The 23,846-nt window shown below is 68.1% G+C and carries 26 protein-coding genes and 1 pseudogene; 6 read left to right on the top strand and 21 right to left on the bottom strand.

All coding sequences use genetic code 11. The annotated features are described in order from the left end of the window. The coding region (locus tag HZB86_04635; protein ID MBI5904822.1) for a replication-associated recombination protein A at positions 1-663 on the top strand (663 nt) is incomplete at its 5' end. A 13-nt stretch (positions 664-676) separates the two neighbouring features. Here the strand turns inward: HZB86_04635 and HZB86_04630 are convergent. The 5 genes from HZB86_04630 to HZB86_04610 are packed head-to-tail and all read right to left on the bottom strand — an operon-like array spanning position 677 to position 3,206. Then, positions 677-1,012 carry a PEGA domain-containing protein gene (locus HZB86_04630; GenBank protein ID MBI5904821.1) on the bottom strand — a complete coding sequence of 112 codons (336 nt, stop codon included), beginning with the start codon at positions 1,010-1,012 and terminating at the stop codon, positions 677-679. 10 nt (positions 1,013-1,022) lie between these two features. Continuing rightward, positions 1,023-1,982 carry a hypothetical protein gene (locus HZB86_04625; protein ID MBI5904820.1) on the bottom strand — a complete coding sequence of 320 codons (960 nt, stop codon included), beginning with the start codon at positions 1,980-1,982 and terminating at the stop codon, positions 1,023-1,025. 23 nt (positions 1,983-2,005) lie between these two features. Further along, the gene (locus tag HZB86_04620) at positions 2,006-2,668 is read right to left on the bottom strand and encodes a DUF799 family lipoprotein (protein MBI5904819.1); all 663 of its coding nucleotides are present in this window, start codon (positions 2,666-2,668) and stop codon (positions 2,006-2,008) included. Continuing rightward, a complete protein-coding gene (locus tag HZB86_04615) occupies positions 2,665-2,862 on the bottom strand; it encodes a ferredoxin (GenBank protein MBI5904818.1) in 198 nt (65 codons plus the stop codon). Before HZB86_04615 ends, HZB86_04620 begins: the two co-directional genes overlap by 4 nt. 2 nt (positions 2,863-2,864) lie before the next feature. Then, positions 2,865-3,206 carry a GIY-YIG nuclease family protein gene (locus HZB86_04610; GenBank protein MBI5904817.1) on the bottom strand — a complete coding sequence of 114 codons (342 nt, stop codon included), beginning with the start codon at positions 3,204-3,206 and terminating at the stop codon, positions 2,865-2,867. A 46-nt stretch (positions 3,207-3,252) separates the two neighbouring features. On the opposite strand from HZB86_04610, the gene HZB86_04605 reads away from it, so the two are divergent. The 3 genes and pseudogenes from HZB86_04605 to HZB86_04595 all read left to right on the top strand — a co-directional run bounded on the left by HZB86_04605 (position 3,253) and on the right by HZB86_04595 (position 5,477). After that, complete coding sequence (locus HZB86_04605; GenBank protein ID MBI5904816.1) at positions 3,253-3,810, top strand: LemA family protein; 558 nt, start codon at positions 3,253-3,255, stop codon at positions 3,808-3,810. Beyond that, positions 3,794-4,711: pseudogene (locus tag HZB86_04600) on the top strand (DUF2207 domain-containing protein). The gene HZB86_04605 and the pseudogene HZB86_04600 overlap by 17 nt, the downstream one beginning before the upstream one ends. A gap of 4 nt (positions 4,712-4,715) precedes the next feature. Beyond that, on the top strand, positions 4,716-5,477 hold the full coding sequence (locus HZB86_04595) for a DUF2207 domain-containing protein (GenBank protein ID MBI5904815.1): 762 nt from the start codon (positions 4,716-4,718) through the stop codon (positions 5,475-5,477). Positions 5,478-5,497: 20 nt separating this feature from the next. On the opposite strand, the gene HZB86_04590 is transcribed toward HZB86_04595, so the two are convergent. From HZB86_04590 to HZB86_04550, 9 genes are read right to left on the bottom strand one after another with little or no spacing between them, the layout of a single operon-like run. Continuing rightward, complete coding sequence (locus tag HZB86_04590) at positions 5,498-6,118, bottom strand: tyrosine-protein phosphatase (protein MBI5904814.1); 621 nt, start codon at positions 6,116-6,118, stop codon at positions 5,498-5,500. A 10-nt stretch (positions 6,119-6,128) separates the two neighbouring features. Beyond that, entirely contained in the window at positions 6,129-7,508 is a 1,380-nt protein-coding gene (locus HZB86_04585) for an alginate export family protein (protein MBI5904813.1), read from the bottom strand. Positions 7,509-7,562: 54 nt separating this feature from the next. Beyond that, positions 7,563-8,588, bottom strand: coding sequence for an aminoglycoside phosphotransferase family protein (locus HZB86_04580; GenBank protein ID MBI5904812.1), 1,026 nt, complete (start codon positions 8,586-8,588; stop codon positions 7,563-7,565). Beyond that, positions 8,585-9,886 carry a phosphotransferase gene (locus tag HZB86_04575; GenBank protein MBI5904811.1) on the bottom strand — a complete coding sequence of 434 codons (1,302 nt, stop codon included), beginning with the start codon at positions 9,884-9,886 and terminating at the stop codon, positions 8,585-8,587. Before HZB86_04575 ends, HZB86_04580 begins: the two co-directional genes overlap by 4 nt. After that, the gene (locus HZB86_04570) at positions 9,870-11,723 is read right to left on the bottom strand and encodes an ABC transporter ATP-binding protein (GenBank protein MBI5904810.1); all 1,854 of its coding nucleotides are present in this window, start codon (positions 11,721-11,723) and stop codon (positions 9,870-9,872) included. The genes HZB86_04575 and HZB86_04570 overlap by 17 nt, the downstream gene beginning before the upstream one ends. Before the next feature lie 33 nt (positions 11,724-11,756). Next, on the bottom strand, positions 11,757-12,944 hold the full coding sequence (locus tag HZB86_04565) for a glycosyltransferase family 4 protein (protein ID MBI5904809.1): 1,188 nt from the start codon (positions 12,942-12,944) through the stop codon (positions 11,757-11,759). 12 nt (positions 12,945-12,956) lie between these two features. Next, positions 12,957-14,183, bottom strand: coding sequence for a glycosyltransferase (locus HZB86_04560; GenBank protein MBI5904808.1), 1,227 nt, complete (start codon positions 14,181-14,183; stop codon positions 12,957-12,959). Positions 14,184-14,232: 49 nt separating this feature from the next. Continuing rightward, positions 14,233-15,741, bottom strand: a complete 1,509-nt coding sequence (locus tag HZB86_04555) for a hypothetical protein (GenBank protein ID MBI5904807.1) — start codon at positions 15,739-15,741, stop codon at positions 14,233-14,235. A gap of 55 nt (positions 15,742-15,796) precedes the next feature. Next, the gene (locus HZB86_04550; protein MBI5904806.1) at positions 15,797-17,041 is read right to left on the bottom strand and encodes a glycosyltransferase; all 1,245 of its coding nucleotides are present in this window, start codon (positions 17,039-17,041) and stop codon (positions 15,797-15,799) included. Positions 17,042-17,271: 230 nt separating this feature from the next. Between HZB86_04550 and HZB86_04545 the strand changes: the two genes are divergently transcribed. Then, on the top strand, positions 17,272-18,894 hold the full coding sequence (locus HZB86_04545; GenBank protein MBI5904805.1) for a fumarate hydratase: 1,623 nt from the start codon (positions 17,272-17,274) through the stop codon (positions 18,892-18,894). Positions 18,895-18,963: 69 nt separating this feature from the next. Here the strand turns inward: HZB86_04545 and HZB86_04540 are convergent, their stop codons facing one another. From HZB86_04540 to HZB86_04530, 3 genes are all read right to left on the bottom strand, one after another. Then, complete coding sequence (locus tag HZB86_04540; GenBank protein ID MBI5904804.1) at positions 18,964-19,167, bottom strand: 4-oxalocrotonate tautomerase family protein; 204 nt, start codon at positions 19,165-19,167, stop codon at positions 18,964-18,966. Between the two features lie 60 nt (positions 19,168-19,227). Continuing rightward, complete coding sequence (locus HZB86_04535; GenBank protein MBI5904803.1) at positions 19,228-20,289, bottom strand: transglutaminase domain-containing protein; 1,062 nt, start codon at positions 20,287-20,289, stop codon at positions 19,228-19,230. A 226-nt stretch (positions 20,290-20,515) separates the two neighbouring features. Further along, the gene (locus HZB86_04530) at positions 20,516-20,800 is read right to left on the bottom strand and encodes a hypothetical protein (GenBank protein MBI5904802.1); all 285 of its coding nucleotides are present in this window, start codon (positions 20,798-20,800) and stop codon (positions 20,516-20,518) included. Between the two features lie 227 nt (positions 20,801-21,027). Between HZB86_04530 and HZB86_04525 the strand changes: the two genes are divergently transcribed. Next, complete coding sequence (locus tag HZB86_04525; GenBank protein ID MBI5904801.1) at positions 21,028-21,480, top strand: cytochrome c; 453 nt, start codon at positions 21,028-21,030, stop codon at positions 21,478-21,480. Positions 21,481-21,487: 7 nt separating this feature from the next. On the opposite strand, the gene HZB86_04520 is transcribed toward HZB86_04525, so the two are convergent. The 4 genes from HZB86_04520 to HZB86_04505 all read right to left on the bottom strand — a co-directional run. Further along, positions 21,488-22,459: an HD domain-containing protein gene (locus HZB86_04520; protein ID MBI5904800.1), complete on the bottom strand. Its 972-nt coding sequence runs from the start codon at positions 22,457-22,459 to the stop codon at positions 21,488-21,490. A 52-nt stretch (positions 22,460-22,511) separates the two neighbouring features. Further along, entirely contained in the window at positions 22,512-22,718 is a 207-nt protein-coding gene (locus HZB86_04515) for an SAP domain-containing protein (protein ID MBI5904799.1), read from the bottom strand. Between the two features lie 92 nt (positions 22,719-22,810). Then, positions 22,811-23,335, bottom strand: coding sequence for a hypothetical protein (locus HZB86_04510; protein ID MBI5904798.1), 525 nt, complete (start codon positions 23,333-23,335; stop codon positions 22,811-22,813). A gap of 44 nt (positions 23,336-23,379) precedes the next feature. After that, the coding region (locus HZB86_04505) for an efflux RND transporter permease subunit (GenBank protein MBI5904797.1) at positions 23,380-23,846 on the bottom strand (467 nt) is incomplete at its 5' end.

The raw sequence follows: 23,846 nt of genomic DNA, 5'->3' as shown, positions 1-23,846 counted from the left end.
GAGGCGGCGGTCGCGATCGCGGAGCACAAGGGGCTTTCGGCCGTCGACCGGGCGACGGCCGAGGAGGCGCTCCGCCGGAAGGCGCTGCTGTACGACAAGGACGGGGAGGAGCATTACAACCTGATCTCCGCGCTCCACAAGAGCTTGCGCGGATCGGACCCGGACGCCGCGCTGTACTGGCTGGCGAGGATGCTCGCGGCGGGCGAGGACCCGCTCTACGTCGCCCGGCGGATGATCCGGTTCGCCTCCGAGGATGTGGGGAACGCCGCCCCGGGGGCGCTGCAGGTCACGCTGGCCGCGGCGGAGGCGTACCGGACGCTGGGGAGTCCCGAGGGGGAGCTGGCGCTGGCGCAGGCGGCGGTGTACCTGGCCACGGCGCCCAAGAGCAACCGGACGTACATCGCGTGGAAGAAGGCGGCCGCGGACGTGGAGGCCGGCGGGAGCCACCCGGTCCCGCTCCACATCCGCAACGCGCCCACCCGGCTGATGAAGGATCTGGGATACGGAAAGGAGTACAAGTACCCGCACGACTTCGCCGACGGGTTCGTGGCGGAGAACTACTTCCCCGAGACGCTCGGGCGCAGGAAATATTACGAGCCGTCCGAGGCGGGCCACGAGAAGGTGATCGCCGACCGCCTGAAGAGCTGGTGGGGGCGGAAGTAGCCCCCGGCCCCGCCTATTTCCTCACGAGTCCCGTCTCGATCCGCAGCAGCGAGTTCGAAACGTAGACCTCCCGCGAATGCGTCTCGTACCCGGGAAGCCGCAGCTCCAGGAGATGTTTTCCCGCGGACACCTTCAGGTACCGGTCCTCGGTGAAGGAGGACGCGGCGCCCTGCGACACCCCGTCGACCACGACCTCGGCCTCGGGCGGGTTCACGTTGAAGACCAGCCCCCCCTCGTTCCCCACGCCGTACACCTGGCTCTTCGGGTAGCAGCCGGAGAGGAGCGCGGCGAAGAGCAGCGCGCCCGTCGCGACGAGAACGGAAATTCTCCGGACGTTCGTTTTTCCCATGGCCGCCTCCCTACTTCGCGAACCGGACGACGTCGTTGACGGCGAACCCGCTCCCGCGGACGACCTTCCCGATGGAGGCGTCCTCCCCGAAGAAGTCGGAGATCTCGATCTCCCCCTTCTCGGGCCCCGGCCGGCGGCCGAGCGACACCTTCGTGTCGGGGTCGATCACCTCCCGCCCCGCGCCGTAGACCCGGAGCCGGTCCCCGGGGACGAGCCCGGTCTTCTTCCCGGCGTTCACGGTGATCTCCCCGCCGTCCACGGAAGCGACCTTCCCGGTCCACTCCATCGTGGCCATCTTCCGTATGAGGTTGTCGATGAACTTGGAAACCGCCGCGCGGAACGCCTTCCCCTCCATCGTCTCGTCGTACCCGGTCCGGCCCCCGATCCCGAGGACCTCGGTGGAGGAGGTCTCGTGCACGCCGGTGCCGCTTTCCGCGTGGATGATCTGCCCGGTCGTCGCGTCGACGACGCGCACGTCCACCGTCGCCTCGGCGGTCTGCGTCTTGCTCGCGCCCAGCAGGTAGGTGGCGGACTTCTGCTTCACGCCGAACTGGGAGACCACGCCGGTCACGATGGCGTTCACCCCCAGCACCTCGCCCGACTTCGGGCCGGTCCCCGCCTGGATCGTCCCGCTCTTGGCCAGGTCCTGCTCGTCGAGGACCAGGTCGAGGTCCTGCCGCGTGACCATGATGAACTGCCCCGACCGCGCAAGCTCGGTGGTCAGGACGTCCTGCACCGCGCTCCCCAGCCGCCCGCGCCCGTAGGCGCTCTTGTCCGTGAACTTCACCACCGCCACCCGTTTCTTCGGCCCCTTCGAGACGATCGGGGCCGATGCGTCGGCCCTGCGCGGCGGCTCGGCCGCGGGCGCCGAATCCCGCGTCGACGGCCCGGTGACCGGGGGCGCGGTGGCGCACCCGGCGGCGGCGACCCCCGCGAACAGGAATCCTCCCAGCAGAAGAGCTCTCCTCATCGCTTCGCTCCTTTTCTTTCCGGTCATTTTCCGGCGGCGGCGAGCGCGTCGGGCGGCACCTTCGCCGCGGCGTTGGCCCCCACGCGCCTTGCGTACGGCGTCATCGGGTTCAGCAGGAGGTTCCCGACCGCCCTCCCGATGATCTCGGCCCCCAGCCCCGCGGCGCTCCCGCCCCGGGGGGTGTCCCGGTGCACCTGGCGGTCGCCCCCCTGCCAGGCCAGCGTCCCGTCCTTCCGGTACAGCTTGAACGACGCGGCGGCGGTCACGCTGTTGTAGATCCCGGTCGTGGTCTTGCTGAACTCCAGCACCTCCCCGTAGAACACCCCTTCGACCCCCAGCGCGGCGCACACCTCCTGCGGCGTCGCGGTCGGAAGCTGGCCGCCGTAACTGATCCCGAGCGCCTCCCGGAGCGCCTTGTCGCTCTCCGCGACCGGGACGACGGCGTAACCCCGCCGGGAGACCCCCTCCACGAACGCGTCGCGGACGATGTCGGACGCCGAGAGGTCGTTGCTCTGGTTCTCCAGCGGCGCCACCGCCACCTTCGGGCCCGCGGGCATCGCCGCCGGGGCGGGCGCCGGGCGAACCTCCCTGTGCCTGCCGCACCCCGCCGACACCAGCAGCGCCGCGGCGACCAACCCCGCCGCCGCGAGGCGGAACGTCCCGCCGGCGCCGCGGCTCCCGCTCAATCCGTCTCTTCCCAGTAGATGCAGGCGACGGGGCACAGGTCGATCGCCTCCTGGATCGACGCCTCGTCGGCCCCGGCCGGATCGTACGCCTCGGCCTTGTTGTCGGCGTCGAACCGGAAGACCGTCGGCGCCGTATCGATGCACACCCCGCAGGAGATGCACTCCCCCTTATTGACGCGCGGAACCTTCGGCATCTTCAATCTCCCCGGGGTACATCGTCTCCGCCCCCGACATTATAGGCCCACGCGAGTTTCCCGCCGCGCGGCAATCTCTTGAGGGCCGCCTCCGCGCGGCACGCGTCCGACCGGCTCCCGAAGGGGGCGCACCGCAGCATCGCGACCGGCGGGTTCGCCCGGGTGAAGGCCGCCCCCTTCCCTTCCCGGTGGGCCGCGAACCGCGCCTCCGGGTCCTTCGCCGTCCCGGTGTAGACCTTCCCCCCGCGGCACGAGATCATGTACACCCACCAGACGTCTTCCGGCTTCCCCCGCTTCACGGCTCCATCTTCGCACCCCGAGGCACGAACATATATTAAAATCATGCTGCCCGGACCCGGAACGGGGACCGGGCGGAAGGGGGCGTCCGGCATGACCGGAACGCTGGCCGCGGCGGCGGTCCTGGCGGGTTTCCTGGGGCTCCTGGCGTGGATCTACAACCGCCTGGTCGGGCTGCGGAACCTTTCGCGCTCCTCCTGGTCGGACATCGACGTCCTCCTCAAGAAACGGCACGACCTGGTGGACAACCTGGTGGAGGCCGTGAAGGGGTACGCCGGGTACGAACGCGCGACCCTGCTGTCGGTCGTGGAGGCCCGCGCCCGGGCGGTCCGGGCCGCGGGGCCGGCCGATCGGGGGAAGGAGGAGGCGGTCCTGGGGGAGCGACTGTCGTCCCTCTTCGCGGTCGCGGAAAATTACCCGGAGCTCAAGGCGGGCGAAGGGTTCCTCGAGCTCCAGAGACAGCTGGTCGAGATCGAGAACGGCATCGAGTACGCCCGCCGGTACTACAACGCCGTCGTTCGGGACTACAACACCGCGACGGAGACGTTCCCGTCCAACCTGGTCGCTCCCCTGTTCGGCTTCCGGGGGGCGGAATATTTCCGGCTCGACTCCCCGGAGGAGCGCGAGAGGACCGATGCCCGGTTATCCTAGGCCTCACACCCCCCGCCGGTGGTTCCCGCTTCTCCTGTTCCTTCCGCTTTTCCTCGTCCCCTCGCCGTCCCCGGCGGAGGATTTCTCGATCGCGTCGTTCCGGTCCGACATCACGGTCCGGGGCGACTCCTCGCTCCGGATCGTCGAGACCATCGAGACGGATTTCCACCGGCCGCGCCACGGGCTGTACCGCGACATCCCGTTCCGGTACACCGACGAGCTGGGGAAGGAGTCGTACACTCCGGTCCGCGTGGTATCGGTCGGGGACGCCTCCGGCGCGCCGTGGAAGCACAAGGTGGAGCGCAGCGGCGGGTTCGTGAGGGTCCGGATCGGCGATCCGGACAGGTTCGTGGACGGACGCCGGACGTACGTCATCGAGTACACGGTGGAGAACGCGGTCCTCTCCTTCCCGGACCACGACGAGCTGTACTGGAACATCACGGGGAACGACTGGGGCGCGCCGATCGGTTCGGCGTCCGCCACGGTCGCCGTCGACGCCGGGAACCGGCCGCTGGATTTCCGGACCCGTTGCTACACAGGCCCCCGGGGTTCCCGGCAGGCGGCGTGCACGGTTTCCGCATCCTCCAACCGGGCGACCTTCGTGTCGACCCGCCCGTTCGCCCCGGGGGAAGGGATGACCGTCGTCCTCGGGTGGGAAAAGGGGATCGTCCGGCCGGCCTCCCCTTTGAAGACGCACGCCTTCCGGCTCAACCTATCCGACAACTGGGTGTTCCTCGCGCCGCTGCTCACGTTCGGCTACATGCTGTTCCGATGGCGCCGCGAAGGGAGGGACCCGTCCGCGGGAGGCCCGCTGGTCGTCGCGTACGGTCCGCCGGAGGACGACGGCGGCCCCCTCCTTCCCGTCGAGATGGGGGTGCTCCTGGACGAGCGGCTCGACCCGAAGGATGTTCGACAGGAAGGAGTACGTGCTGAAGAAAACCGGGGAGGCGGGCGCGGAGCTTCCGCCGTTCGAGCGCCTCCTGATGGAGCGGCTCTTCCGGGAGCACGATCCCGAGGTGAGCGTCTCCGATTTGAAGCAGGAGTTCTTCCGGAACCTCGAGGATCTGAAGAAGTCCGCGTTCGAGGGGCTGGAGCGGAGAAAGCTCTTCGGGGCGAACCCGCTGGCCGTGACGGAGAAGTTCCGGCTGAAAGGTTTCCTCATCTTCTTTCTCGGCGGAGGGGCCGCGCTGCTCGCATCGAAGACCGGCTTGGTGGAGAGCATCCCCGCCGGCGCCGCCGCCGCGCTCTCCGGCGTCGTCGTGTTCCTCTTCGCCCCGTACATGCCGGTCAAGACCGTGAAGGGGGTGAGGCTGCTGGGTCGGGTCCGGGGGTTCGAGGAGTTTTTGTCGCGGACGGAGGGGGACCGGCTGGAGCGGATGAAGGACGCCAACCTGTTCGAGCGGTGCCTGCCGTACGCGATCGCGCTGGGGGTCTCCGAGCGGTGGGCGAAGGCGTTCGAGGGGATCCACCAGGAGCCGCCCCGCTGGTACGTGTCCCGCCACGGGTTCGACGCGTTCCACCCGGCGGCGTTCCACCATTCGCTCGATTCCGCCCTCTCCACCATGAGCACGGCCATGCACTCCTCTCCCCGGAGCTCCGGGAGCGGCTTTTCGGGCGGAGGAGGCTCCGGGGGCGGCGGGGGAGGCGGGGGCGGCGGAAGCTGGTAGACCGGGGGCGCCCGGCCCGCTCATCTCCGGACGCCGTTCCCCTTGTTGTGGACCGTGTACCTCCGAACGTACTCCTTGTACTGGCCCAGGAATTCGTGGAAGCCGTACGCCTTCATCTCGTCCAGGGCGTCCTTTTTCTCCCACCCTTCCTCCTCCATCCGGTAGACGGCCACGACGAGACCCGTCCGGTCCTTCCCCGCGGCGCAGTGAACGAAGACCGGCTTGTTCGCCGGGTCCGTCATGGCCGCGACGATAACGCGGACCGTTTCGGGGTCCACGCCTTCCGAGCTGGACATCGGGAACCGAAGCGACTTCATCCCCGCCGCCTCGACCGCCTGTCTATCGCTCTTGTGGCGAAGGTCGATCACCGTGCGGACCCCCATGCGCTTCAGCGTCTTGTACCCGGCCGCATCCGGTTGCGCGCCCCGGTAGATACCGGAGGCGACCGTGCCCATGTTGTGGAGACCCGGAAGACCGTACAGATGCTCGGAGATGTGGGCTCCGGCCGTGATCGGCGCCGTCGCGGCGGGAGCGCTCTTTCCCGCGCCCCGGGCTTTCGCCCCGTGCACCCCGCCCAATGCGGCCGTGTGAAGGACCGCAAGCAGCGCAAGGACGTGCAGTACCGTTTTCGGATATGTCATCTCCATCCTCCTAAAAATCGTAGGCGACCTTGAGCTCGGTGAAATAGGATCGGCTCTTGGGCCGGAAGTCGTCGAATGCGCTTCCGGGGTCGAAGCGGCCGAAGGTCCCCTTCGCGGTCAACGTCCTCGGGGTGTTCCGGTACGCGACCACGAGATCGTACTCGTTGCCGAGGTCCTTGCTGACGCCGTTCGGGCTCTTGTCGAGCTGGGTCGTATCCCGCCCCGCGATGGTCAATCTCCGGAACGCCTCGTCCTGGCGGTACCTGTGGAAGAGAAAATCCAGGGAGTAGTTGCGCTCGGGACGGATGCCGACGCTCGCCGTCAGGATGTGGATGTTGCTCAGTTCCGGATCCAGCATTTCGCCGTAATATTTGACCCGCCGCACCCCGTGGAGCTTCCCCTCGTTCTCCTGGAGTCCGGTCTGGCGGAAACTCTTGTCCGTTCCGTCCGTGGTGTCCCGGTCCCCGCTCCCGAAGGCGTATCCCAGCGTGACGGCGGGACGCAAGGGGGCGCTGAAACCGTACGTGGCGCCCACGTCGAATCCCGATCCCTCGATGTCCCGGGGGCCGCTTCTCCCGCGGACCATGGCCGCCTCCAGCCAATACTCGAGGCGCTTCACCGGCTCTCCGTGGGAATGGATCCCCAAGAACCAGGGACTCTCGTCGGCGACCGAACGGTCCCTGCGCACGAACCCGTACGCCGCGATCTCGACGTCGTCCACCGGCGAGTACCGACCGATCACCACGAAGTTCGTGATGTCCTCGCCGCCCCCGCCGTGGAGCAGGTCCCGGTTGTTCTTCTGCGTCACGGACGCCTCCGCGGCGAACCGCGAGAAGGTGTAGAAGACCCGGCCCCCGTCCAGCTCCTCGTCGTACAGCCATTCGCGGTGGTCCTTGAACCGGATGCGCCCCGCCTGGAGGGTCAACCCCGGAATCGGTTCCTTCACCGAGAGATAGGCCTGCTTCAGCTCGAGCCTGGATTCGCTGTGCTTCTTGTTCTCCTCGTCGTCCAGGAATCTCCTCGCTCCCTCGACGTCGACCAGAAAGGTGAACATCGGCCGGGGGGAGTACGAAAGGGCGACCCGGACCAGCGGCTCGAAGAACCGGACGTCGTCGGGGACCGCTTTCTCCAGGTCGAAGTTGTCCTCCCGCTGGTACTGCAGTTCCGTCCGGAACCCGATCGACAGGCCGGGCGCAAGCGGGATCCGGGTCCGCGGAGCGGCGCCGGAGTCGAACACCGCCGTCTCCTCCGTTCCCGCCTCCTTGACCGAGGGTTCCGTCGGCTGGGCGAATGCGGTGCGAGGAACCCACGCACTCGCGAGCAGGAAGGCCGCTGCAACCGCCAGCGGGGCCACCCGGTTGAAGCGAATCGCACTCCGTATTCCGTTCATGTTCCCTCCCTTTCGTAACGGTTGGATGCCGTTTCGTCGACGAAGGTCCGGCGGCTACGCCGCTTTTTCCCCCGCCGCGCGGAGCTCGCACAGGTCGAGGATCCTCTCCGTGAAGAGGCGCCGGTCCGGAAACAGGGTGCTTATGTGGATGTGCCTGGCCAGGGTCAGCAGCGCGTAGGCGTCCGCCGCCTCCCGATGCCGCGCCCCGGAGAGGCGGAAGAACCGGTCCCGGAACGTCTCCTCCCGGTCCCGGAGGGCATCGGGGTCCCCCATGGTGCGCAGGGCAAGCTCGGTCAGGTGGGCGGTGAAATTCCCCGCGTCGACTCCCGGATCTCCCTCGCAATAGTCGTCGAAGTCGACCAGGAACAGCCGCTCCCCGTCCACGATCACCTGGTCGGGGTGGAAATCACGGTGGATTCCCTTCGCCTCCGGCCCGGGGACCGCCGCGCCGATCCGCCCGCACGACGAAAGGAGACGCTGGAGGCGTGCCTTCCACGCGGGCCGCATCTCCGCCACGCGTTCCAGGCAACCTTTCAGGATCGCCAGCTCGTCCCCCATCGTGTGGCGGCGGTGCGCCGGGACGCCCGCCCGATGCACCTTGTGGATCGCTCCGGCGATCCGGTCGGCGAGGGCGGGGCCATCCGCCCCGGGAAGGAGGCGCGCCGCGGAAACCCCCGGCACCTTCCGCTGGAGCCACATCCGGAATTCCGGGATAACCCCGACCGGCTCGGGCACAAAGACCGCGTCTTCGCTCCCGCTCCCGAATCCCGCGTTCCGAAGATCGAGCTGCACCCGGATGCTCTCCTGCCGGATCCCCTTGGCGCGAGCCTTGCCCAGGAGCGTGATCTTCTCGGAGGCGGACCGCTCCCCGCCGATCCGGATGTCGTACTCTACCACGGCGCGCCTTCCCGGCTTGAGGCGCGCGACCCGGATCCCCAGCAATTCGGGATCCCACCCCCTGGCCGCCCGGAGGCACTCCCGGAGCCGCGATCCGGCGATCGCGGGATCGATGGCGTCCGACAGGAAGGACAGGGCCGGGTCCTTCCCCACGCCGTACGTATCCGACACGACGACGTTCAAATCACCGCCCCTCCCTTCTCCAGAATCCTCTCCGCCCGTTCCAGCACCGCATCGATCCGCTGCGGCCAGTCCGGCTCGCGGAGGCGGAACGGGTCGGCGGCCAGGGAGAGCAGCGCGGCGGCCTCATGCAGCTCGACCGTCGAAGGGAGGTGCGAACCCGAGGCGCGCCGGTAGCCGTCGAGCAGGGCGGCCCCGGCGGGCTCCACGCGGTCCGGGGGAACAACCCCTCGCAGCGCGTCCCGCTGCAGGTGGGCGAGGAACCTGCCCAGGTCGGCGGCCGGATCCCCCCGGGCGGCCCGGTCCAGGTCGAGAAGGGACGCCTTGCCGCCGTCCACCAGCACCTGCCGGGCGTAGAAATCCCCGTGGACCGGCCGGAGCGCGGCGGGTTCGGTCCCGAAGAGGGATGCCAGCCGCCGCGCCAGCGAGCGGGCTCTCCCTTCCCCGGAGGGGTGCAGGGAGGCGATCCCCTCCGCAAGGGCGAGCCAGGTCCCGATTTCCTCCCGCCTCGTCCGCATCGCGAGCCCGGGGGGATCCTGCGCGTGCAGTTCGGCCAGCGCTGCGCCGGCCGCGGCGAACCCGTCGAGATCCGGCTCCGGATCCAGGATCGCCTCGGAGAGCAGGCGTCCCGCGAGCCATTCGAACGCCAGGATGCGGCGCCGTTCCGACCGGCCGATCCGGCGCGCCACCCGGAGCGGACCGCGGGAGCGGAAGGCCCCGGCATTCGGGTCCGCCATCGCGAATCCTTCCTCGCTGTAATACTTGAGAACCGCGCGCGGCTCTCCCCCGGCAACCAGTTGCGCCACGTACCTGCGCTCCGGCTTGTACGCCAGCGTCCGCGCCTCGGAGTCCCACAGGGCGGGCCGCTCCGGGAAGAGATCGATGAGCCGCCTCCGCCATGCCGCGGGATCCGGGAGCTCCTTGAGCGCCCTCAACTTGCCGTCGTTCGGAAAAAGGACGACGACCGCGGGGATCTCCTCCAGAACGATTCGCCCGGCCCCCAGCGGGGAGGGGACCGATGCCTTCTCCTTCTCCCTTCCTTTCCGGAGCTTGACCTCCGAGTCGCTCCCGTGGAGTTTCGCGTAGGCGGAGAGTTCGCCTCCGCCGGTCCCGATACGATACGCGAGAAGGCAATTCGTCCCGGGCTTGTAGCGGATGTAGGTGATCGACGCATCCCGGAGCTCCGCCCCGGGGGCATGGGGCCGCAGGGCGTCGAGGAAGGCCTCCGGGTCGAGGAGGACGGAAAGCCCCGGGAGGGACCGCTCCCGTCGGACGAGGTCCGCGTCAGGGGGAGAAAGCATGCGGCTCCTCCGTCGATCCCGGAACGCTCCCGGATCCCGCGCGGATGGCGCACAGCGCGGCGTACTTCCCTCCCGCCCGGATCAGTCCCGCGTGAGTCCCCTGCTCCGCGATCCGTCCCCCCGCAAGGAGCACGACCCGGTCCGCCCTCGCGGCGAATTCCATGTCGTGGGTGATGAGAACCGTGGTCCGGCCGCCGGACAGCCGTTCGAGCGCCTCCACGACCGCGGCCCCGTTTTCCGTGTCGAGCCCGCGGGTCGGCTCGTCGAGGATGAGGATGGGGCTTTTTCGGACGGCGGCCCGCGCCACGGCGATCCGCTGGCACTGGCCGGTCGAGAGCGTCACGCCGCGCTCGCCGACCACCGTGTCGTACCCCTCGGGGAGCGCCTCGATGAAGTCGTGGGCCTCCGCCAGCCGCGCCGCCGCCTCGATCTCCTCCATCGATGCGTCCGGCGCGCCGTAGGCGATGTTCTCCCGAACGCTCGCCGCGAAGAGCATCGGGTCCTCGAGGACGACCGCCACCTGGGAGCGCACGGAGGAAAGCGTGAACCGGCGGATGTCCTGCCCGTCGATCGTCACCCGGCCCTCCGCCGGATCGTACAGGCGCAGGATCAGGCTTGCGAACGTGGATTTCCCGGCCCCCGAGGGGCCGACGAGGGCGACGCGCTCCCCGGGGCGCACTGCGAGATCGATCCCGTCGAGGGCCTTCCGGCCGTCCTCGTAACCGAAGGACACTCCCTCGAACCGGACCTCTCCCCGGAACGGCGGAGCGGGGACGGCGCCGGGAAGGTCCTGGACCTCGGGGGATTCCTCCAGGACGTCGAGGACCCGGTCTCCGGCGGCGGACGCCTTCGCGAGCCTCGCCGTGTATTTGGCGAAGCTGCGGACCGGTTTGTAAGCGTTGTTCAGGTACGCGAGGAAGACGAGGAGGTCGCCGGGGGTCAGGACCGCCCTCATCACGAGGTTCGCCCCGTAGAACAGGACCGATGCGGTCGCGACGGCGATCAGGACGTCCGTCGTGCGCTCCAGGTTCGCCTCCAGCCGCTTCGCCTTCACGTCGTCCGCGCCGCTCTTCCGGTTGACGCTCCGGAACTCCTCCCCGAGCACCTCCTCCAGGGAGAGGGCCTGCACGGCCTTGATGGCCCCGATCGACTGCGCCGCGGTGGCGGCCATGGTGCCTTCCCGGCGCCGCTGCTTCCTCGAGACCTCGCGGATCTCGCGGCCGGCGCGCATCGCGAGAAACCAGAACACCGGGTAGGCGCAGAGGGCCACGACGGCCAGCTTCCAGTTCACCCAGAGCATCACCCCCGCCATCGCCACGAGGATCATCAGGTTCGCCAGGAGGGGGAGGATGGCCGTCACGACCACGTCCTTCAGGAGCCCGATGTCCCCGATCACGCGGACGACCAGGTCGCCGCTGCGGGCCCTCGCATGGTAGGAGAGGGAGAGGCACTGGAGGTGGCGATACAGGGCTCCGCGAACATCGTTCAGGACCCGGTTCCCGATCCGCGCGAATCCCACCGTGTTCCCGTAGGCCGCAAGCGCCCGCGATCCCGTAAGGAGCACGATCGCGACGGCGGAGAGGGCCAGGAGGGTCCCCGAATCCATGGCGTCCACGAACGGGACCCTGGAAGCGCCCTTCGAAGGCGCGGCCGCGACGACCCGGTCGAAGACGAACTTCAGCGGCCACGGCTCCAGGACGCGCAGGAAGATCTCCGCCCAGAGGAGCAGCAGCGAGCCGCCGGCCAGCAGCCGGTGTTTTCCGAGCTCCGGCCCGAATCGCCTGAGGATCCTGCGAAGGGAAGGCCACATGTCGGACAGCGTGCGCGGACCGGCCATCTCCTGAAGACCTCTCGCTCCTTTCCTAACGCCTTACCCGGGGATGGGATGATCCGGCGCGGTCGAAGGTTCTGCGGCCGCCAGGCGCAGGATCCGCCCCGCCACGGCATCCCACGTGTGCTCCTCGAGCACCGTCGCGCGGGCCGCCCGCCCGAGCCGCATCCGAAACGCCCGGTCCTTGCACAGCCGCTCGAGGGCCGCCGCGAGCGCCTCCACGTCTCCCGGAGGGAGAAGGAGACCGTTTTCGCCGTCCCGGATGATCGCTTCGATCTGGCCGATCCGGCTCGCCGCGACCGGAAGACCGGCGGCCATGTACTCGAAGATCTTCAAGGGGGAGAAGTAGAAGGACTCCGTCGGAGGATAGGGGGCGACCGCGGCGTCCATCGAGGCCATCCATCCCGGGATATCGGCCGGGGGGACGGCGCCGCACAGGTGGGACGACCCGGAAAGCCCGCGGGCGGCCAGGTCGCGGACCAGTTCCTCCCGTTCCGGCCCGTCGCCCACGATCAACAGGCGGGAGGACGGGTGGCGCTCGTGAAACCGTTGGAACGCATCCGTGAGCTGGGGAAGCCCGTGCCAAGCCTTCAGCGTCCCCACGAACCCGACGGTGAAAACCTCCGTCCCGGCGGGGCGGAAGGGCGTGACCGAATCGGTGAAGCGGGAAGGATCCACGCCGTTTTGCACCACGTGGACCCGATCCGGCGCGACGCCCTTGCCCCGCAGATACGCAGCGACGCCTTCCGACACCGCCACGAGCGAGCGCGCCGCGGCGAACACCTGTCGCGCCACCCGTTCGGCGCCCGCCCGGTCGGCCAGCGTCCGGTACTTCTCCTGCTCCTCGACCAGGGGAGCGTTCACCTCCAGGATCCCCGGGGTGCCCGAGTCCCGCGCGTGCTCCATCGCGGCGTGGCTCCACAGCGAATAGCGCTCGTAGACCAGGTCGAAGCGGCCCGCCCCTTCGAGGGCGCGCCGCAGCGGATCGTTCGCCGCCAGGGCCTCCCGCTCCCGCGCCTCGGCGACGGATGCGGAAGGACGCGGAAGGAGACGCACCGGGATCGAATCCAGTCCCGGGGGGGGAGCGCCTTCCGCGCGGGCGGCGTAGAGCTCGACCCGGCAACCCCTGCCCGTGAATGCGCGAAGCATCTCCTGCACGTGGATCGACGACCCCTTCGTGCCGAAGACCGGCACACCCGGATCGGCGCAGACGTAGGCGACGCGCATCGGTCCCCCCGTTCAGGCGGTTGCTGCGTGCTCCCCGGCCGCCTCCCGGAAGAGCCCGCGAATCATCGCCGCGTTCCGGCGGATGTCGAACTCGCTTTCGATCCGCTCCCGGGCCCGGTCCGCGAGGGAGACGCGGAGATCGGAGTCGGACGCGAGACGCTCCAGGGCGTCCGCCAACGCCGCCGGATCGCGCTGAGGCACGATCAGGCCGGTCTCTCCGTGCCGCACGACTTCGGGGATCCCCGTGACGTCCGTGGAAACGCAAGGGGTCCCCAGGGCCATGGCCTCCAGGATCACCGTCGGGAGCCCGTCCCGGTTGCCGTCCTCGCCGATCACGCAGGGCACCGCGACGGCCGAGGCCTCCCGGAGGAGCCGGATCACTTCCGCCTGCGGACGCGGTCCCAGCAGGCGTACCGTGGTTCCGATGCCGAGCCGCGAGATCCGCTCCGCCAGCGCCGCGTCCAGCTCGCCCGCACCCACGATGGCGCAATCCAGGGTTTTCCCGCGGGCGGCGAGCATGGCGCATGCGTCGACGAGATCGGGAAGGCCCTTCTTCTCCACCAGGCGCCCGACGTAGACGACCTTCGGCGGACGGTCCCGCGGCGGGCCGTACGGGAACCGGTCCAGGTCGAGGCCGTTGTAGATACGCCGCACACGCGCGGCCGCATCTCCGTACTGCGCCCGGAGATACTCGAGGTTGTAGTCGCTCACCGTGACCACCGCGGATGCGTCGGCGAGCTTCCGGCGCATGTCGTCCGGACGGACGCTCTCGTGGAAAATGTCCTTCGCGTGGGCCGTGAAGCTGTAGGTCAGCCCCCCGAAGCGGGCGGCGAGGCGCGCGACGGTGGTCGCCACGCTGCCGAAATGGGCGTGCAGGTGCCGGATCCCCCTCCGGCGCGCCAGGCGGGCGACGACGGCCGCCTGGAAGACGTCGCGGGCCTCTTCCCCCACCGCCGCGTCGAGGGCGCTCCAGAGGCCGGGGACGTCGGCGGCGGCCTCGCAGAGCCCCTCCCAGAACCGAAGCGACTTCCCGTCGCTGTCGGGGACGTAATGGACCGGCGCCCGCACGCGGGCGATGGCGTCCTGGAAGTGGGTGTCCACGGGCGGGTACAGGGAGAACACATCGAGGGAGAGACCCGCCTCCTCGTGGGCGAGGAGTTCCGTCACGATGAAGGTCTCCGAGAAGCGCGGGTACCGCTTCACGATGTAGCCGACCCGCTGGGGTTCCTCGAACGGCAATGCGCCCACCTCCTCCGGCACGTTTCGTTCCCGGGGCGACCCGGGTCCCTTACCGGTGCGGCTCGATCTCCACGCCGGCCCTGGGGTGGAAGACTCCGCCCGTGAAGGGGGGAGCGGCCGGGTCGTCCTGCGCCTTCGCCCTCACGACCGTGACGAGGGGAACGATCTGCGCGTAGAACTCGTCCCTCGTGATCCGCCGGTTCACCGCGTTCTCGTACTCGGACGGAAGGCCCAGCGACGCGTCGTCCGCCGGCTGGAGCCCGGAGGTGTTCACCGGTATGCCGAGTATGGTCAACGACCGGGTAGCGAGATCGCTGGACGTGACGGGCCCCTTGATGAACACGCGCGTGCCGGCCGTGAGAGGGGTCACCCTTGTGACCGTGATGGACGTGGTCCCCGGCACCACGGTTCCCCCCACCTCCACCCGGTCCCCGTTGGACGGCACCTGGCCGGCAGGGGCGGAAAGCGCGATGCCGAACGGCATGAGGGTGAAGTTCGAACCCCCTCCGCTCGAGACGATTCCTTCGAGGACCGCGTTCTCGGTTCTCCGGAGCTCGATCTCCCGCGCCTGGAGGACTCCGCCGACCAATCTGCCCTCCACTTCGACCTGGTTGCCGGCCGAGAGCACCGCCGATGCGGTCGAAGGAGTGTTGCGTTCCTCGAGCTGGAACGCCGTCACCGCGAACCCCGGGACGTCGTATCGCACGGTGACGGGACCCCACGGAGAACGGAACACGAAGCTCTTCGCGGCCGCGTCGTGGCTTGCCACGCTCCCCTCGGTCTCGACCTCCTGGTCGCCATGGGCCGGGAAGTTGTCGACCACGATGCTCGTCGCCTGCAGCGGACCGCCCGGGACGGCCTGAGTCCCCTCGACCTCCACGAAATCGTTATCCAGGGGAACGGGAGTCACCGCACCGAGGTCGACCCGCTGGAGCCCGATGAAGAACGATCCGGCGACCGACCCGCCGACGACTCCCCGGACCTGCCGCTTGGTCGCGCCCGCGGGATCCCGCTGTATGTACGTCGCTTCGATCGAATTCGCTCCGGAGAAGATGCCGTGGACTTCCACCACGTCGCCGTTCGCCAGGACCCGGTTGGCCGGATCGTCGAAGATGGTGGCGGGAGTGATCGTGACGGCCTGTCCCAGCACGGTGAAGGAGGACCCCGAAAGGCCCGACACCGGCCCGATCACCTGCGGCTCCGCCGCCACGTTGTCGTATCCTCCTTCGTTTTCCAGCGGCCCGAAGGCGCCCCGGATCCGGACCACCATCCCCTGGCGCACCGCGGATTCCGCCACCGCCGCGCCGTCGATCCGCACGGTGCCGGGCACGCCGGCCCGGAACTCCACGCCGTTGACGATGAGGCTTCCCTTCCCGGCGACGAGTCCACTGTTGATCCCCGGCCCCGCGAACGTCCGCGGTGGGGCCTCCGAAGGCAGCGTCGCGCCTCCTCCCCCGCCCCCCCCTCCCCCGCACGAGTGCAGGATGGCGGCGGCGACCGCGACGGCGGACAATGTCGCACGAGTAATTCCTCCTTGGGATCTCTTCACGACGTCCATGTGTGCTCCTTTCCTATAAAGAGGCGGTTTGACATCCGTGGATTCGACGGGTTCGTCACAAGACGACGCGCAATTCATCCTCCGGCACTCCGGGGAGGGACGCCCGCAACCCTCCGCCGGAAGGCAAGCCGGCGCCGGAGAAGACGAGATCCTCCATCAGCCCGGGTATGCGGGAAAGTCCGCCGAGATCGATCCGTTCCCGCACCCTGGGGCGCGGGAGATCGCGGCCCAGCCACTCCGTCAATTCCCCGGGGGAGACGCGGCCCGGAAGGAGCACGTCGATGAGGCCCAGCTCCTTCAGCCGTTCCGCGCGGATGAGCTGCTCCGTGCGCGGCCTGACCCGCGGCACGATGAGGGCCGGCTTCTCGAACGCGAGCACTTCGCTGACCGTGTTGTATCCTCCCATCGCCACGACCCGGTCCGCGCGTTTCACGAGCGGGATCGGATGGGACAGGAATTCGACGACGCGCAGGTGGGATCTCGTTTCCGCGAACCGCTGCAGCCGGATGCGGTCGGACGCCGGCATCAGGGGGCCCGTGAGGAGAACGCCGGTCATCCCCTCGGGGAATTCCGCACGGACGAACGCCATGGCGAGCGGCGCGCCGTCCTCTCCACCGCCGACCAGGCAGAGCGCCATCCGGCCACCCTCGGGCATTATCCGGTCCGCCCCGTCGGCGCTGCCCGCGGGGTCGAAGTCGAGCCACCGGGACTGGTCCAGGAACCCGAGGTACCTGACTTTGGCGGCGACTTCGTCGCTGAAGCCGTACTCTCTCACCGGGTCGAACACGGCGGGGTCCCCGTACACCCACACCGCATCGTAATAACGCCGGATCGCGTCGTCGGAACGCGCGTCGTTCCACTCGCGCATTACGGTGTTCCTGTCGTCCAGCACGTCCCGCAGCCCCAGGATGCATCGGGCGCCGATGCGGCGCAGCACCTCGAGGGCAGGATCCAGCTCGCCCATGGCCCCGCGCGGAACCTTGTCCACGATCACCACGTCCGGCCGGTACGCCTCGAGGGCCGCGGCGATCACTCTCGAGCGCATGGAGATCAGATCGTGCGTGTCCACGTTCATCCGTCGCGGCCGGTACCGGCCGTCCTGTCCCTTGCACAACGCGGGGAGAGCGAGGCACTCCGCGCCTTGCGGAATCGAGAAGGCGGTGGATTCCGGCGCTCCCGCCAGCAGGAGGACATCCGCCATGTGCCGCACGAGGGTGTGCGCGATCAGGAGGTTTCGCCGCGTGTGGCCAAACCCTACCGTGTCGTGGGAATAGAGGACTACCCGCAGATTACGCTTCATGGGGTCTCTCCCTCTCCTTCGGTGGCTGCCGGGAATTTCGCTGAACCCCACTCAGCCGCCATGGTGAGATTCGTTCTTCATTCATCTGATTCATGAATAGTAGAGCGGTTTCGTTTTTTGGGAAAATTTTCCCATTCAGCGCATCTCCACTTCTTGACGTTTCATCCCCGCGGGTCTATCTTCTGGATGTTTTCCGCCCCCCTTACTCCCATCTTCGGAAGGAGCCGCCGATGCCGGAATTTTCGTACCAGGACCCGTTTCCGCTGGGGAAGGACGACGCCAAGTACCGCCTCCTGACGAAAGAGTACGTCTCGACCGCGAAGTTCGACGGCAAGGAGATCCTGAAGGTGGACCCGGAAGGGCTCGCGCTGCTGGCGAACCAGGCGATGCGCGACGTCTCCTTCCTCCTGCGCCCCGCCCACAACGAGAAGGTGGCCGCGATCCTGTCGGATCCCGAGGCGTCCCCCAACGACAAGGGCGTGGCGGTGGCGCTGCTGCGCAACGCGGAAGTCGCGGCCAACTTCGTCCTGCCGTTCTGCCAGGACACGGGCACCGCGACGATCGTCGGCAAGAAGGGGCAGCAGGTGTGGACCGGCGCCCGCGACGAGGAGTACCTCTCCAGGGGCGTCCACAAGACGTACACGGAGGAGAATCTCCGGTACTCGCAGACGATCCCGCTCACCATGTACGAGGAGGTCAACTCGGGGACGAACCTCCCCGCCCAGATCGACCTCTACGCCACGGAAGGATCGGAGTACAAGTTCCTCTTCGTCGCCAAGGGCGGCGGCTCCGCGAACAAGACGTACCTCTTCCAGGAGACCAAGGCGCTCTTGAACCCCGCGTCGCTCGAGAAGTTCCTGGTCGAGAAGATGAAGACGCTCGGGACCGCGGCGTGCCCGCCGTACCACCTGGCGTTCGTCGTCGGGGGGACGTCGGCCGAAGGGTGCCTGAAAACCGTAAAGCTCGCCTCCACCGGCTACCTGGACCACCTTCCCACGAAGGGGAACAAGGGGGGACAGGCGTTCCGCGACCTCGACATGGAGGCCCGGCTGCAGGCCGCCGCGCGCAGGTCCGGGTACGGGGCGCAGTTCGGCGGGGTGCACTTCGCGCACGACGTGCGGGTCGTCCGCCTGCCGCGCCACGGCGCGTCGTGCCCGGTCGGGATGGGCGTCTCCTGCTCGGCCGACCGCAACGTGAAGGCGAAGATCAACAAGTCCGGCATCTGGCTCGAGGAGCTCGACCGGAACCCGGGCCGGCGGATCCCGGCGAAGTACCGCGGGAAGCACGAGCACGGCGTCGTGAAGGTGAACCTGGACCGGCCGATGAAGGAGATCCTCGCCGAGCTTTCGAAATACCCGGTCACCACGCAGCTCTCCCTCTCCGGCACGATCATCGTGGGGCGCGACATCGCCCACGCGAAGCTCAAGGAGCGGATCGACCAGGGGAAGGGGATGCCGCAGTACGCCAAGGACCACCCGATCTACTACGCCGGCCCCGCGAAGACCCCGAAGGGGATGCCGTCCGGATCGTTCGGCCCCACCACCGCCGGGAGGATGGACTCGTACGTGGACCTGTTCCAGTCGCACGGCGGGTCGCTCGTCATGATCGCGAAGGGGAACCGGAGCAAGGCGGTGACCGACGCGTGCAAAAAGCACGGCGGCTTCTACCTCGGTTCGATCGGGGGCCCCGCCGCGCTGCTCGCGCAGGAGAACATCAAGAAGGTCGAAGTGCTCGAATACCCCGAGCTGGGGATGGAGGCGATCTGGAAGATCGAGGTCGTGGACTTCCCGGCGTTCATCCTGGTGGACGACAAGGGGAACGACTTCTTCCAGCAGATCGCCTGCGCCGGCTGACCGCCGCCGGGGGAAAATCACAAGGGAGCGGCCGGGCGGAGGAGATCCGCCCGGCCTTTTTCACGTCCGTCACTTCCCCTGTTTTCTTCGAACCGTCACCGTCTCCCCGGCGATCCCCCAGTTGTCGGTCTCGACCTCCTCGATCACGACGATCGTCGTCGCGGGGTTCTTGCCGAGGACGTCCGCCAGCACCTGCGTCATCCGCCGGATCACCTCCGCCTTCTTCTCCGGCGTCGCGCCTTCGCGGGTGATCTTGACGTTCACGAACGGCATGGTCGGATACCTCCATCGGAAATCGCTGCAAGGTCATTATGCAACGATCGGATCGCCGGTTCACAACTCCCTGAAGCGGATCGTGTAGCCGAGGTTGAACCCGAAGAGGTCCTCGTTCAGAGGTTTTCCGTCCGCCTCCGCATATGGATACATGAAGTAGTTCAGAGGCGGCCCCGCCTGCGGCGGATTGAGTCGCAGGTCTCTCCCCGTCCCGAAAGCGATCCGGCTCTCGTCGACGGCGCCGAAGTAGTATTCCCGCAGCGGGCGGGCCTCCTCCACCGTGATCTTCCGTTCCAAAATCGCTTTCCGCACGTCCGCAGGGTCCACTGCGACCCAACCGTACCCGGGCAGGTACCACTCCGCCCAGCAGTGCTGCGCTTTGGACATATCGCCCTCGGCTCCCTTCGGCAAGCGGATCCCGAACACTTCGCGGGCCGGGACTCCCGCGGCCCTCGCCAAGGCCACGAACACGGAGTGGATGTCCGCGCACTTTCCCCCCAGCGAGGACAGGAGCCCCTCCACCTCCCCCAGACCGCACCCCTTGATGCCCGGGTCGCGGCGCATGTTGTCGACGATCCAGTCGTAGATCGCCCGGGCCTTCTCCCGGTTCGTCGCCTTCCCCGCCGTGATCCTTCCCGCAAGCTCCTTGACCGGGCCGTCGGTGGGGACGACCGCCGCCGGGGCGAGTTCCTTCCGGAACTCCTCCCGCGAGTACGAAAGCTCCTTCTCCGGAAGACCCCGGGCGACAAGTTCCTTCCGGGCCACCCGGAAAGCGTACGTCATCGTCCGTTCTCCGGGGACGTTCTTCCACTCCGCGAAGAGGATCGGATTGCCGAACCTCCCTTCGCGGTACACACCCTGGCGCGTGAAGTTCCCGTCGACCCGGATGTCGGTGATCTCCTGGTTCCCGTCCGACATCGGGTACGGTACCCACATCCGGACCGTCTCCGCCGAAGGAGGCGAGGCGAGCTTCACGCTCACCGTCACGAGAGCCGTGCGCTCCTTGGCGTCGGCATTCCGGGGATATGGAGGAAGAAGAACGGAAGCGGATAGCAAAACCGCGAAAACGACCGCCCCGGTCCTACCGAAGGAGCGGGAAACACTGTCCAATTCCGGTTTCATCGAAAGCGATCCTCCTGCTGGATGGATTCGTTCCATGCGGCGTTGCACGACCGATCTCCACCCGCCGACCGGCGGGCGCTCCGACGCCTCACCTCGAGGCGCGGACGAAGTTCATGGAGTCCGGCAAGAAGATCACCCCCTCTCGACAGGAACCAGATTATCAAAAAAAAGGGGGCGGGACCGGGTGATCCCCGGCGATCCGCCCCTTCGAATACCGGACCGGCCCCTACGGGAGGTCGACACCGATCCTGTACGCCGATCCGCCGATCTCCACCGTGACGACATCCGCCGCCGAACCCGCGCCCGGCTTCATCTCCCTTGCGTGATCCGCGGGGACGCTTCCCGTCTCCTGGGCCGGACGGATCTGCCACTCCGGAGCGCTTTCGAAGCCGGGGCTCCGCCCAAGGTTGTATTCCCGTTCCGCCTGCGTCTGGCCCGCGAACGCGGAACCCGCGATCATGACCACCGCCGCCGCCGCAAGACCCGCCATCCTGACCATGTACGTCTTCATCGTATTCCTCCTTGCCCGAAGTTGTTTTCCGGGTTGCCGTCTACCGCTCCCGTCGCGATCGGATAATGCATACGGAATGCCGGATCCCATGGCGATGCAACAGACCGGAATCACAAGGATTTCCACATGCGGCGATTTCACCGAAGGAGGCACGGAAGAATATTCTTCAGCGGACCGGCGAATATTCCATAAAATATGACCATATCGACGGAACGGAGACCCCCCGGATGCGCTTTTCACGCAAGATGTCCCGCCTCGCCTTTTTCCTGTCCTGCCTGTCCTGCCTGGCCGTCGTCCCGCATGCGACCGCCCACGATCCCGCCGCTCATCGGGAGAACCCGGCGGCGGCCGACGAACAGGCCATGAAAGCCCAGCATGAGAGAATGGAGAATTTCAAGACGGCGATGTCGAGCCTGCTCGAAGCCATCGTGGACGGGAACGTTTCCGAAGCCCGGGACCAGGCAGCCCGGTTGATGGAAGCCCTTGCGGGTCACGAGAAGGATGTTCCCCACAAGAACTCCACACGGATACAGGAGTTCAAGGGTCTCTATGCGGAGCTGAAGAAGCGGATCGGCAAGCTGTCGGGGGCGGCGCGTTCCGGCGGCATTCCGGGAATCGCGTCGGCCTACGGCCGCGTCCTTGAAACCTGCGCCGCCTGCCACGCGAAGTTCAGGGACTAGACCGCCGCTACTCCGCCAGCGTCACCCCGAACCGGGCCGCGAGCTCGCGCAACTCCCCGTACGGGATCCGGAGAAAGGCGTCGACCACCCCCGGATCGAACGAGGCCCCCCGCTGGTCGACGATCCAGCCGATCGCCTTGCGGTACCCGTCCGCGGGACGGTACGGGCGGTCGGTCGTCAGGGCGTCGAAGACGTCGGCGACCGCGAAGATCCTCGCTCCGATCGGGATGGCGTCCCCCCGGAGCCCCCGCGGGTATCCCGATCCGTCGTACTTCTCGTGGTGGGCCTGGACGATCTCCCGCGCGCCGGACAGGAACGGGATCCGCCGCAGCAGCGAGGCGCCGAGCTCGGGATGGCGACGGACCACGTCCCGCTCCTCGTCGGTCAGCCCGCCTTTCTTCAGGAGAATGCCGTCCGGCACGCCGATCTTCCCGACGTCGTGCAGCAGGGCTCCCATCTCCAGGCTCTCCCACGGCTCCCCGTCCTTGATCCCGAGCCGCCGGGCCAGGAGCAGCGCGTACTCCTGTACGCGTTTCGAATGCATCCCGGTCTCGCGCTCCCGCAGGTCGAGGGAGGAGGCCAGCGCCCCGATCGTTTCCCGGTGGGCCTCCGCCGCCTCCTCCAGCGCCTTCCGTTCCCTCCGGAAGAGGAACGACGCGGTCGCCGCGATGATCCAGAAGCTGACGATCTCCCCGATCTGTTCCGCCTGCGTCATCCGGAATCCGCTCCAGTCCAGCAGAACGTGGGCCCCGAAGAGGGCGCTCACCGCGGACGCGGCCAGGACCGTCCCCCGTACACGGAACCAGGCGGCCGCCATCAGGATGGGAAGATAGAAGAGTTTCTGGAGGAGGATGTGGATCCAGTGCAGGCCGTGCAGCCCGGGAGGGGTGAGGAAATGCGCGGCCGCGACGGTCGAGACCGACGCGGCGACGATCCCCGCCCTTCTCCAGGGGCCGCAGATGACGGGGGCATTCCCCATGGCGCGAGCCGTCCTTGCCGTCAGGCCGCGGACACTCCGAAGCGGCGGCGCGTCACCCCGCGACGCCGGGGTTTCGCGGCTTCAGGCAATCTTCCCGCCAGGAGCAAACGTCCTGGTCGCAGGAACCGTCCATGGCCGATCCGAAGCAGGGGAAGTTCCCCTCCGCCTCCTGGACGGCCCGGATGATTTCCGCCTTGGTCTTCCGGGCGGGCCGCACGCCCAATCCTTTCGCGATCGACCGGATCTGTTGAACCTTCATCGGATGCACCCTCCGTCCATAACCGATATCCGCCGCGGGGGGGGGCGGCGCGGCATTCGCGCCGCCCCCCCATCCGCAAGATCCCGGGGAAGCTACTTCACCGTGTAGGAGAACGTGGCGCTCCCCTTCTTTCCGCCCGACTCGACCGCAACCTTGAACGCGTACTTCCCCGGCTTGGGGAGGTTCACGTCGGCGCCGAAATGTCCCTGCATGACCATGAACGAGGCCTTCGCCTCCTTCCCGTCCGGCCCGATCACCGTGACCGTCCCCTTCCCCTCCGTAACGGGCTTCTTCGCCGCGTCGGTCAGGGAGAGCGCGAGGTGGTGGGAGTTCGGCATCGCCCCCTGCGCCTTCATCCCGGACGCCTCGAGGTGCGCCTTCATGTCCATGATGCGCGCTTCTCCCTTCCAGGGGCCGATCTTCCCGGAGAACGCCTTGTCCCCCATCTTCGCCATGTCGTGCCCGCCCGACGCGGCGTGCCCATCCATCTTCATGCCCGCATGATCCTTCCCCATCCCCGACATCCCCTCGTGCCCCTTCATCTCGGCCGAAGCGACCGCCGGAAGAGCCAGAACCGAAATCACCGCGAACCACGCCAGGAACCGTTTCGCCCCCATGCCCTTTCTCCTTCCTTCCGTTGGTTATCGCCATGCCGGACCGGCTACGCCGGCCCGAGCTCCCGCTTCTTCCACAACTTGTAGATCGCCGGGTAGACCAGCAGTTCCAGGATAAACGACGTGACCAACCCCCCGAGCATCGGAGCGGCGATCCGCTTCATGACGTCGGAACCGGCGGAGGTGGACCACATGATCGGCAGCAGCCCCATGAACGCGGCGGCCACCGTCATCATCTTGGGACGCACCCGCTTCACGGCGCCGTGGATGATGGCCTCGTCGAGCTCCGCGAGGCTCCGCAGCAGCCCCTTCTTCTTCGCGTCGTCGTAGGAAAGATCCAGGAACAGCATCATGAACACGCCGGTCTCCGCGTCCAGCCCCATGAGAGCGATCATCCCTACCCAGGCGGCGATCGAGACGTTATAGCCGAGGATGTAAAAGAGCCAGATCGCGCCGATGGCCGAGAACGGCACCGCGAGCATGACGACCGACGACTTGAACGCGCTCCGCGTGT

The sequence above is a fragment of the Deltaproteobacteria bacterium genome (assembly GCA_016234845.1).
Taxonomy (GTDB): Bacteria; Desulfobacterota; Deferrimicrobia; order Deferrimicrobiales; family Deferrimicrobiaceae; genus JACRNP01.
This window is presented reverse-complemented; position numbering and strand designations above follow the sequence as displayed.